This window comes from Natrialba chahannaoensis JCM 10990, assembly GCF_000337135.1.
Taxonomy (GTDB): Archaea; Halobacteriota; Halobacteria; order Halobacteriales; family Natrialbaceae; genus Natrialba; species Natrialba chahannaoensis.
In genome coordinates this window covers 98,932-109,377 of sequence record NZ_AOIN01000034.1, presented here as the reverse complement: position 1 = coordinate 109,377, position 10,446 = coordinate 98,932, and the positions used below count along the sequence as shown (strand labels likewise).

10 protein-coding genes and 1 pseudogene are annotated in these 10,446 nt (G+C 56.4%); 8 read left to right on the top strand and 3 right to left on the bottom strand.

All coding sequences use genetic code 11. The features are described from left to right. Positions 1–202: 202 nt before the first annotated feature. From C482_RS21460 to C482_RS04245, 5 genes and pseudogenes are all read left to right on the top strand, one after another. Positions 203–373, top strand: coding sequence for a hypothetical protein (locus tag C482_RS21460; protein ID WP_161605590.1), 171 nt, complete (start codon positions 203–205; stop codon positions 371–373). 1 nt (position 374) lies between these two features. Then, complete coding sequence (locus tag C482_RS21055) at positions 375–1,172, top strand: hypothetical protein (RefSeq protein ID WP_148221906.1); 798 nt, start codon at positions 375–377, stop codon at positions 1,170–1,172. A gap of 764 nt (positions 1,173–1,936) precedes the next feature. After that, positions 1,937–2,615 (top strand): annotated as a pseudogene (locus tag C482_RS20275) (IS6 family transposase). Between the two features lie 49 nt (positions 2,616–2,664). Then, positions 2,665–3,105, top strand: a complete 441-nt coding sequence (gene hisI, locus C482_RS04250; protein ID WP_049896476.1) for a phosphoribosyl-AMP cyclohydrolase — start codon at positions 2,665–2,667, stop codon at positions 3,103–3,105. Positions 3,106–3,112: 7 nt separating this feature from the next. Next, positions 3,113–4,321, top strand: a complete 1,209-nt coding sequence (locus C482_RS04245) for a DUF7118 family protein (RefSeq protein ID WP_006166240.1) — start codon at positions 3,113–3,115, stop codon at positions 4,319–4,321. 413 nt (positions 4,322–4,734) lie between these two features. On the opposite strand, the gene C482_RS04240 is transcribed toward C482_RS04245, so the two are convergent. Continuing rightward, a complete protein-coding gene (locus tag C482_RS04240) occupies positions 4,735–5,970 on the bottom strand; it encodes an RNA-guided endonuclease InsQ/TnpB family protein (protein WP_006166239.1) in 1,236 nt (411 codons plus the stop codon). Then, positions 5,967–6,353 carry an IS200/IS605 family transposase gene (gene tnpA / locus C482_RS04235; RefSeq protein ID WP_006166238.1) on the bottom strand — a complete coding sequence of 129 codons (387 nt, stop codon included), beginning with the start codon at positions 6,351–6,353 and terminating at the stop codon, positions 5,967–5,969. The genes C482_RS04240 and tnpA overlap by 4 nt, the downstream gene beginning before the upstream one ends. A gap of 400 nt (positions 6,354–6,753) precedes the next feature. Here tnpA and C482_RS04230 point away from each other — a divergent pair, with 400 nt between their 5' ends. Further along, complete coding sequence (locus tag C482_RS04230) at positions 6,754–7,281, top strand: hypothetical protein (protein ID WP_006166237.1); 528 nt, start codon at positions 6,754–6,756, stop codon at positions 7,279–7,281. Between the two features lie 133 nt (positions 7,282–7,414). Here C482_RS04230 and C482_RS04225 read toward each other — a convergent pair whose 3' ends face one another. Further along, the gene (locus C482_RS04225; RefSeq protein WP_006166236.1) at positions 7,415–8,686 is read right to left on the bottom strand and encodes a polysaccharide deacetylase family protein; all 1,272 of its coding nucleotides are present in this window, start codon (positions 8,684–8,686) and stop codon (positions 7,415–7,417) included. 388 nt (positions 8,687–9,074) lie between these two features. Between C482_RS04225 and C482_RS04220 the strand changes: the two genes are divergently transcribed. Both C482_RS04220 and C482_RS04215 read left to right on the top strand, forming a co-directional pair. Next, a complete protein-coding gene (locus C482_RS04220) occupies positions 9,075–9,785 on the top strand; it encodes a CatB-related O-acetyltransferase (protein WP_006166235.1) in 711 nt (236 codons plus the stop codon). A 156-nt stretch (positions 9,786–9,941) separates the two neighbouring features. After that, on the top strand, positions 9,942–10,391 hold the full coding sequence (locus C482_RS04215; RefSeq protein WP_049896474.1) for a universal stress protein: 450 nt from the start codon (positions 9,942–9,944) through the stop codon (positions 10,389–10,391). Positions 10,392–10,446: the final 55 nt, after the last annotated feature.

Below are 10,446 nucleotides of genomic sequence, written 5' to 3'. Positions count from 1 at the left end.
TAACGGACACCGCTGACGCGGTGTCCTTGCTCTCTTCGATTCCACAGCGACAACTGACCAGTATCAACAATCTCCTACAGAAGAGCGTAAACAAAAAAATCCGATATCGTTCGGTCAGGCCAGACACCCAATATTAATACCAGCGATTCGAGCGGATGCCACGAGTAGCGATTCAATTAGGGTCTCAGTTGGATCCAAGAACATGGAGGTTGCTGAAGGGGAGACTAATAAACTCAATCTCAGCACTCAATCAATTACTGCTGCGGCGACTGGCGAATTAAATCGACCAGTAGAGATGAAAGCGACTCCGGTAGTTGAGTTGGTGAACCACGGTGTCGTTACCGTTAAAGCGGCAAAAGTACTTGATGAATAACATGACACAGTCATTGAATATTTTCCTTTGGCACCACGGTGGTCACACCAGTGAATCGGAACTTGGTACCGCAAGTGAGGCGATTGAGCAGTTAGACAACCAATTAGATTTCTATGATATCCACATTATAAATTCAGATTGGTTTCGCACGCCTTATTCAGGTGTAAGCGATGCCGATAATCCGAGCGAGCTCCTAGATGACTTTGCGGAGCATGTGAAAGATAATTATCCAGAAGACATTCATTCACATCACATTCACCTGCTTGTATTCAAGCACACCGGTATCTCTTCAGGTTTTAACATCGGTGCTGGAGTAGGCCGTCAAGCAGTTGGGGATAATTTGGGAACGGATGAGTTTGAGAATCAAGGGACAGTTGCAGCCGCAAACGCCTACACTGAAATATATGGTAGTATAGTATATGGAGAAGGTGAACAAACGTTCAAGAACACAGTTATTCATGAAATAGTCCATACTTTAACCAAGCATGACCTCGAATACTATTCGGCCCCTGGCGAGGATTGCATGAGTGGTGCTAATACCGACCATTCCTTTGGCCAAATCGATGCTAATGGTTCGGTTTCGCCCATGGTCACCTGGTACACAGGTGAATCAGATCCGGGAGTTAGTGATAAACCATGTGAGCTCTGTTTTGATTTATCAGCTCCTGAAACACTCAGCTCAGAACTGACTTTTTGTGCAGAGTCTACTATAATGGATCATGAAGAAGAGATAGATTTCACTAACGGTGATAATGGTGGGGGAGATCCCTGGGAACCAACATCAGATAGTCACGATTGACTAGTACCTATCCCTTCGCTTTTTTGAATAGTTCGTATTCGTTAGTTCCTTCTTCAGGTGCCATAGCGAGATATTCACTGCCATCTGTTGGTCTACAGTTGCTGGAAGAACTATCTCGTTATCCAGACAATCACAGGAAAAATTCTGAGTTAGTCAGTCATCTCACACTCAGCACAGCCAGCAGTCCCAACTGAGGCAACCGTAATGAACTGAGTAATTTCTACAATTCAGATCTATTGTAGCCAATAGATTGTTGAATCCTTTGTCGTTGTTGGGAACCCGGTGAGGCGCTACCGCAAGTGAGTTGCATGTCAGGATACGACTCAACTGACGAAGCCCAGCACTGAACATGCGCTCTCCTATAATTCCGTCATTGTTGTCCCGGTTCACGGGCTCTGAGGCAGTCACTACTCCAGTAGTGTCAGGCCACCAATTCTAAGTTCAAAAAATCGTCTTGAGCACCGAGTTGAGCACAGCAGGGCGAATTAGTTCAACTGCCCATCAGTAGCACACAGTGGCAGGGGCACTGTTCAGATCAGAGTTTGAAGGAGTGAGACGGTGGAATTCGTGGTTCCTATGCCAAATTCGACCGTCTCAGTGGCACGGGACTGTCTAGATGAGAGTTTGAGGAATGAGCAGATAGTGGCGAGAAGTGTCTATGCAACTCGCCAGCCTGCTCAAAGAGAGCTTAGATGTGAATTGTAATGAGTTTGGGAGAATAAGCGCACCGCGCACACCCTAACGGATGTTGGGGGGTNGTGTCTATGCAACTCGCCAGCCTGCTCAAAGAGAGCTTAGATGTGAATTGTAATGAGTTTGGGAGAATAAGCGCACCGCGCACACCCTAACGGATGTTGGGGGGTGCCTGCGCTCAATGGAATTGTCAGTTCGGGAGGTGAGCTCAGTGTTCGAATCACTCGGTATTGACCTCTCTCACGACGCAATCTTGAACTTGACGCAAAAACTATCAGGTTCCCAGAACGACCCGTCGACGGCAGAGCCGTCGCGGGTCGCGGTCGGCGAGACACAGATTGAAGTTGACGGCGAAGAAAAGTGGCTGTACGCTGCGATCAACATAGAACCGAAGCTGCTGCTCGAAATCGACGTGTACAGCCGCCGCGAAACCGATCCCGCGGCGGCGTTCTTACACCGTCTCACCGAGAAACACGATATCGACGAGATAGAGTTTCTTGTCGACGCTGGTGGCTATCTGACTGCCCCCGTTCGTTACGACTTGATCGGTCACCTCAACTACAGCGACCGAAACTACATCGAAAAGTTGTTTCAGACGATCTCAATGCGAATTGGCCGCTTTCACTCCTTCTGGCGGGCAGTACAGCCAACGCACACCGCTGGCACAGGCGCTTCAGACACCACTATAACCACGATCGGCCGAATCAATCGCCTGATGGGCGTACACCAGCCGAGGAGGTGCTCAACTAGACAGTGCCGCGGCAAAAGACCTATCGCCCCGACGGCCAACCCATCAGACATGGACGACAACGGCGACGTTGCGGTCGACTTCGGCGAGGACGGCCTCGTCCCCGCGGTCGCACAGGACGCCGAGACGGGCGAGGTCCTCATGCTCGCCTACGTCTCTCCGGAGGCCCTAGAGCGCACGCGCGAGACCGGCCGCGCCCACTACTACTCGCGCAGTCGGGACGAACTCTGGGAGAAGGGCGCGACGAGCGGGCACGTTCAGGACGTCCGGGAAGTACGCGTCGACTGCGACGCCGACACGCTGCTCTATCTGGTTGACCAGGAGGGTGGCGCGTGCCACACCGGCCATCGCTCGTGTTTCTATCGGACCATCGATGGTGAGACGGTCGGCGAGGCCGTGTTCGATCCGGACGACGTCTACGCGGACGGCGGGACGGTCGACGAGACGGACCACGTCGACGAGCGTGACGAATCAACCACCGAATCCGAGTAACACAGAGATGAGTGAACGCGTCCACGATACCCACGATCACAACGCCACTGACGACACCGAGGGCGACCCCAGAGGCGGCCGCGATCAGGTACAGGTCGACTCAGCACAACTGTCCGACCTCGAAGCCGCCCGCGACCGATTCGAACGGGCAACTCAGCGCATCGAGGATCACGGCGGGGATGCCGTCCACGAGGCCGCAGCCGCCTACCGCGACGCTGACGACCTCCTCACGGAGTACGTCGACCGCGCAACCGGCACTGGCCGGGAAAATTTCAAGGCCTACGTCGAACTCGAGGGCAAGTTCTCAACGCTCGTCGAGAACCTCCCCGACGACCTGAAGGGCCGCGCGGCGTTCGACGACGCGCTGGATGCCATCGACAAGCGCCGCCTCAGCGAGTCCGACTTCGAGCGCGCCCACGACGCACTCGAGCCCGCCGAACAGTACGCCGAACTGCTCGACGAACGCGAGGCCGCCCGCGAGGCGATCGACGACGCCCGCACCGCCGCCGCCAAGCGCCGGCGCAAACTCGAACGCGAGATCAGCGAGCACGAACGGCTGCTCGAACTCGGCACCGCCGACCTCGACGCGCCGGTCGAGCAACTGCGAGACCCGGTCGAGGCCTACAACGACGCGATCCGCGAGGCGTTCACCGAATACCGACTCGAGACACCCGCCCGTGAGGTGTTCGCCCTCGTCGAGCGCAGCCGGTGGTACCCGTTTGTCGGCTTCAGACAGCCGCCGGCGGATCTCAAAGCGTACATCGAAGAGAGTTCCGACGGCGAATATTCGATCCCGAAGCTACTCGAGTTCGCCGACTACTCACACTCGAAGCTCGAGCACTACGTGGAGGATGCGGACGTGCTCAAGCGCCGTGTCGCGACCCAGCAGACGTATCTGGACGGGATCGATGCCGAGGCGTTGACGATCGACTGGCCACCCGAACCTGCGGGTGCACTCGAGCGCCGTGTGCGAGAGTACCGGCCGTTCGTCGCCCGCGTGGCCGACGAGGAGACGGTCGCACAGCTTCGCGAGATTCGTCTGCGGACGTACGATGACGAGTACGACCGGCTCCAGACGGCCGCGCAGGCGGTCGAACAGCTCACTCCCGAGGAGCGCGAGCAGCTCGCAAACGGTGCGCTCGCGGATGACCTCGACTCACTGCGCGCAGAGAAGGCGGCACTCGAGTCGGCACTGGATGTTGACGATCCGGTGTAGGGTGTGGGATCGTTCTGATTTGGGAGTGGTTTTGGTTTGGTATTGGGATCGGTATCAGCAGTAGCGAAGTGCAGAGACAGTGTATCGGTGGACTGGTGGCAGTTTCTCGGTTGAGCAAGCGAAAAAAGCTGGGACGGGATCTGTTCATCGCTGGGCCAGCGGTGAGAGAGGGCTGTGGTAGGTATACAGATATCCTGATGAAAACTTGATGTACAGTCCGGTAAGTACAGGACATACAGTGACCAATATCAAAAACCTCTTCGAGAACTTAGTTATCCATAGACGATATTATCTCAATCCCGAAACCAAATACTCCAATTATGAACCCGATCAGCATATTGACCTCCTCCACGCCGTGAACGAGGTGGAATCCCACCATAGGATTTCAGGCCGACCGATTCGACCCTAAGGTTTCAAGACGCATACGTTCCAAGCGTCAATTGCTGGGCTTCAGCATCGGCTTGGCTGTCTTGCGGACCGGTCAAACGGCCCCCATCCTCAGCCGAGTCATTGTCACCCGTGTGTTCTCTGTGGTGACTCTCTCCACTGAGGTAGCGGTCTGCGATATTGAGCGCGGCGTTGACATCCGCTTGGTACTTGCGGACCCAACACTCCGAGTTCGTACACTTGAACGTCGCTTGGTCGGGGCGCGTTCCCCGTTCTCCGCAACAGTGACACGACTTCGAGGTGTACGCAGGATTCACCGTTTCGACGCGAATCCCTTTCTCTGTCGCCTTGTAGCGGAGTTGGGCGTGCATCTTCGCAAAGCCCCACCCGTGCAAGCGACGGTTCATGAACGCGCCGTAGTCCATGCTCTCGCGGATGTGCGTCAGGTCTTCGAGGACCAATACAGGATTCTCGAATTGGTCAGCGTAGGCGACGACTTCCGACGTGACCGTGTGAAGTATATCGTCTATCTGCCGCCACAGTGAATCCCCGTAGGACTCAGCGATGCGTTCGCTTCCGCGTTTCTGAAGGCGTCGAGTCGCCGTGAAGTACGTCTCACGGAGCTGCCGAACCTGTTTGCCTTCGTCGTTCCAGAGGGTGGGTGTAGTCGGGGAGCCGCGCTCGTTACGGTGACACACCGTTAACAAAGAGGCTTCCCCGATGTCGACCCCAATCGGCGTTTCGGACGCCGAACTGGGTCGTTCCTTCACGTCCCGCGTTGCGACGACGTGCAAATACCACTCGCCGTCACGGTCGAACAGCCGACACTCGCCCATCTTTGCGGCTCCTCCGTGCAACGCTTCCAACCACTCCCGCTGTTCGGGATTCGGTTGCGCGGGAAGCCACAGATTGTAGTCGTCGTGGTGCGGGATTTTGATGTACCACTCGATGGCGTTCTGTGGCTTGTGGTCGAGTCGGACCCCCTCGTTCGTGAACCGAACAGGGTGGTCGTTATGAAGCTCCTTGGCGTGGTAGCTTCCACCGCACAGTTGCGGGACGTACTTTTTCAGGGCGTTCTTCGCGTAGCCGCTGAGGTCGTAGTTGACCACCACATCGTTCGCCGCTGACTGAGTGGTACAACCCGCATCGAAGGCGGCTTCAAGGGCTTGTTGGTAGGCCGTTTTCGTCTCACAGAGCTTCTGGTGCTTGTGAGCGTTCGGCTCTACCAGCTTCAACTCCAACGTCTCGGTGACTTCCGTCATGCGTCCGCCTCCTGCCGTTGGATGTAGGATTCGACGGTTTCACTCGAAACGTGGCCTGCCGTCCCCGCGTAGTAGCCCCTCGCCCATCCGATTTTCTCGCCGTCGTGGTCGGCGAATCGGTGGTTGTACTTCCGCGAACTGATACCTTTGAACCAGTTGGCGAGAAGTGACGGTGCGTGTTTCGGTGGGCTACTGACGAACAGATGGATGTGGTCGGGTTGAACGGTGAGGTCGATTATCTCCAACCCTTTTTCATCGGCTATTTTGTGGAGGATTCGACGTACACGGTCGGCGACCTCATTGACCAGTACCGATTCATGGTACTTCGGCAACCACACTATGTGGTAGTTGAGGTTGTAAGTCGCGTGCCGTGTGGTCTTCATCCGTATGTACACTATAGTGCGGGCGAACGTTCAAACTACCGAAGGGTGGGAAATTCGGCCGATTGTAGCAGCGTAGACCGGACGTACTATGCCTATCGCTCAACCCCCGCCTGAAGACGGGGGTATGCGCTTGTGGTCTGTATCATCAACGCGGTTGTGGAGGTCACGTAACTTATCGGTTTCAAAGGTTGTTTTGGAGGTCTCAACAGAGGCGGTGCTGTTATAGTAACAACTGCAACTATTTACACACTGATCGCACAGCAGTCGTGCGATCAGGTGTACAGTGACTTGCAGTGGCTACTATAGTTAGTAGAGTATCGTACGCACAATCATCCGTCTGCGAAGGACTGCAACCAGCAAAATCAGTGACTTTACCGTTCAGGAATGACAATACGTAGATATGCTTGCTCTTCTCTGGAATTTCCTCGGGGTCGTGGTGGTCGTACTCGGTATTACCTTCATTCATGAACTCGGCCATTACCTGACTGGACGGTGGGTAGTCGGCATTCCCGCAGCGGAGATCAAACTCGTCATGGCGGAGTTTCCCCCGCACGCTGCATTGTGGGACAACGGCGAGTGGGTTGGGCCAGACGAATTCGAACGGTACAGCGAACGATACGAGGAACACGATCCTGACTATACGCATCTCGAACTGTACATCGGTGCCGGAGAACTTGTCCAGACACTTGGGGTCGTCACAATCGCAGCCATTTTCGCTGGTCTCGGACTGCACAGCATGGCTGTATCAATCGTCCTCATTTCGCTTCTTATGACCGGGTTGTATCTCGCCTGGGATGTTTTGTTGTCACTATACAGTGGGCACCCGGTAGGAGATTACTCCGCACTCTGGCTAGCAACACCGCTTGCTGCTGTTGGAGTAGTACTGGGATTCCTTATCCCACATGTGCTAATCTATCTCTGGCTATAGTTGGGTCAGGCAGGCATGATCGCAGCTGCAATTCCCGAGTCGGCTGCATCAGGTCACACAGCATGTCGAACAACGAAGACCTGCAACGAGTACTACCGAAAAATACGGCGATCAAACGAACAAGGACGGCGGCTCAGTGCACGTACTGGTCAGCCATCTCCGCCGGCGTGATTACCTCCAGATCACCGGCCTCGACGTGGCTATTAAGTGCTGCAAGCGTTTCTTCGAGACCCTCGATAGCCGCCTCTTCTTCGAGTTGGTAGAACGCAATCGACGTGATGCCGCCGTGGGTCGCCGTCCAATCGAGGAGTTCATCCGCTTCGTCGGGGGAAGGGTTCGACACCGTCGAACAGAGGTGTGGGTTGCCGGCATAGCCCTGTGCTTGCGTCTGGCCGGCGAACGCGAGGTCGTAGTGTTCCTGAACAAGTTCGTAGGAATCTTCGGTGTACTGCGATCCAGGGAACGCGAAGAAGCGAGCACCCTCGTCGTATCCTTCGTCTTCGAGCCAGTCGATCGGTTCGGTGATGTTCTCCTCCATTTCGTCCGGACCGATGTTGCTGACGTGCGTTCCGTAGTGTGAGTGACTCCCGATCGTCCAGCCATCGTTGGCGAGATCAGCAACCTGATCTTCTGTGAGCCGGTCGCCTTCCACCGCAACGTCCGACCGAATTCGACTGGTCGGGACGAACGTCGTTGCCGGGAAGCCGTACTCGGAGACGCGCGGCAGCGCTTCCGAGTGGTGGGTCTCGTAGCCCCCGTGGAACTGGAGCATCACTTTGCCGGCGTTTGGCTTCTGGACGAAGTGGAAATCGTCGATCCACATCCGGCTGTCGTCGTCACCGTCGTCGCCACTGCTGCCGAACCAGCGAATAATCTGCAAGACCATGATCTCGCTCAGGTCCGGTTCACCACGGACGCGGGTGAGCCCGAAATTCTTGCGAGCCAGAGGCATGTCCGACATCACCTGTTGACTGTACTCGACGTAGTCACCGTCTTCGTCCTGCAGTTGAATGAGTACGATACCGTCGTCGTCCGCGGTCATCGCAAGGCCGGGGACGACATCCCGAATATCGATTGGATCGTCGAGCGAGCGCCGGGCCCGAACCTGGCCGTCTTCTGAGTCCGGCGCGAGAACCATCGATTGTGAGCCGTTGTAGGACTGCTGACTATCGGCGCCAATCGCCCCGATGTTCTGGAATGCCTCCCACTCATCGATAGATTCGAAGTCGTCGAAGGTGCCGACCAGACCGGGTCGGTCGCCGCCGTTGCCACCGTTCTCACTGTCGGCGTCACCACCGTTTTCGTCGCTCGGATCGTCACCGCTCTCATCACCGCCCATACAACCTGCGAGCGCGAGTCCAACGGCCGTGGCCGATGTCGTCGTGAGATACGTTCGTCGTTTCATCGGTGTAGTTCCGAAGCAATTCAGGATGCCCGATTGTTATGTACGAAATAGTTCGAACCGATCGTCGCTACCGCTAGGGTTACCGATAGTAACGAGAGCGAACGGCGCGACAGTGACATGCTGTTTGCCCGTGGGCCCGCTATGCGTTTCCCAGCCGACAGACGCAGACAGATTCCCAATCCATAATCAGCAGGCTACTTGTCAGGACTCATGGTTACACGCTTGCTCGCGCCGGGACAAGTGACCCAGTCGACAGCGCAAACGTCGGACTAGTCGAACTGGTCATCGTGCCTACTGTCGGTAGGTACGTGTTTCAACTGGTCTCGAGTGATGACTTTCTGATTGGTGGAAATAACCTATATCCGACACGATGAGAAAGCACCAAACCATGGCCCTCGATACCATCGTGGAACGATCCCTGTCGATGCTTGGGTATCCGACCATCACTCATGAGTTGCTCAATCGACGGGTCGATGCGACTACGCTCGATGTCGCGCCCTCGGCACGAATTTCGATGGGGTGTCTCCTTCGAGGGCACGTCACACTTGGCCCGCACGTCCGGTTGAGTCGTGGCTGTATCCTGAACGGGCCGGTCGATGTCGGACGACGAACGAACTTCGAACCAGACTGCGACCTCGTTGGCGACATCGAGATCGGCAACTACTGTGCAATCGCCAGGGAGACGACGTTCCAGCAGACGAATCACGAAACAACGAAACCCGCGATGCAGATCAGACTGTACGACGAAGTCCTCGACAGTGAGCTACCACCCACAGCAGACGGGCCAATCGAAGTCGGTAACGACGTCTGGATCGGAACGGATGCGACGATCCTCTCCGGCGTCACGATTGGGGATGGCGCGATTATCGGTGCCGGTGCCATCGTGACGAGCGACGTCGACCCGTACGCCGTCGTCGCCGGGGTCCCAGCCAAGCGAGTGAGGTGGCGGTTCCCAAAGGAAACGCGGGAACGGCTGCTCGAACTCGAGTGGTGGGAGTGGGACGAAGAGACGATGCGCGAGAATCGCGGCTTCTTCGAGCGGACGCTTTCCGACTCAGGAGCCGTGCAGGATGCACTGTCGCTTGAGACGACGAACTGACGCTGCACGCGAAGGAAGCGACGGTCGAGCAGCCGTCCAATAGTGGTGGAGGTCAGCGGCGTTCGGCGGACACAGCAGCGGACAAATGCAGGGTCAGCGATCGAGCCGAGTGCGGAGGGGGCGGGGATTTTCACAGAGAATCCCGTACGAACACTCATGACCCGTCACGTACTCGTCCCGATGGACGACTCCGAGCCCGCGCGTGCGGCATTCGAGCATGCTCTCACAATCTATCCCGAGAGCGAAATTACGGTCGTTCACGTCGTCGACGACCTCGAAACCGGCTATGCGGGAGAGTCGGCTCCAGCAGACGCTGACGAGGCAGAGCCCGAGTTCTTCACCGAGGTGCGGGAGCTGGCGACAACACGCGATCACTCCGTCAAGACAGTCGTCATCGAAGGCACCTCGGCCGAGGCGATACTCGAGTTCGCCGACGAGGAAGAGGCTGACCAGATCGTGATGGGGAGCGCGGGTCGGTCCGGCGTGTCGCGGATGTTGCTTGGGAGCATCGCGGAGGGTGTTGCACGACGGTCGACGATTCCGGTGACGATCGTCCCGCGTGCGGTAACGGCGCACGGAGACAGCAACAGTACCGAGCGCCAGTAGAGAATAGTAATGTAGACGTGCACGTGCACGTAGACGTAGATCTGAGCGGGTCCAA

Bases quoted from the DNA above. Each gene is read 5' to 3' on its own strand.
- C482_RS21460 (WP_161605590.1), top strand. From the start codon at position 203: ATGGAGGTTGCTGAAGGGGAGACTAATAAACTCAATCTCAGCACTCAA.
- C482_RS21055 (WP_148221906.1), top strand. From the start codon at position 375: ATGACACAGTCATTGAATATTTTCCTTTGGCACCACGGTGGTCACACC.
- hisI (WP_049896476.1), top strand. From the start codon at position 2,665: ATGGACGACAACGGCGACGTTGCGGTCGACTTCGGCGAGGACGGCCTC.
- C482_RS04245 (WP_006166240.1), top strand. From the start codon at position 3,113: ATGAGTGAACGCGTCCACGATACCCACGATCACAACGCCACTGACGAC.
- C482_RS04240 (WP_006166239.1), bottom strand. From the start codon at position 5,970: ATGACGGAAGTCACCGAGACGTTGGAGTTGAAGCTGGTAGAGCCGAAC.
- tnpA (WP_006166238.1), bottom strand. From the start codon at position 6,353: ATGAAGACCACACGGCACGCGACTTACAACCTCAACTACCACATAGTG.
- C482_RS04230 (WP_006166237.1), top strand. From the start codon at position 6,754: ATGCTTGCTCTTCTCTGGAATTTCCTCGGGGTCGTGGTGGTCGTACTC.
- C482_RS04225 (WP_006166236.1), bottom strand. From the start codon at position 8,686: ATGAAACGACGAACGTATCTCACGACGACATCGGCCACGGCCGTTGGA.
- C482_RS04220 (WP_006166235.1), top strand. From the start codon at position 9,075: ATGGCCCTCGATACCATCGTGGAACGATCCCTGTCGATGCTTGGGTAT.
- C482_RS04215 (WP_049896474.1), top strand. From the start codon at position 9,942: ATGACCCGTCACGTACTCGTCCCGATGGACGACTCCGAGCCCGCGCGT.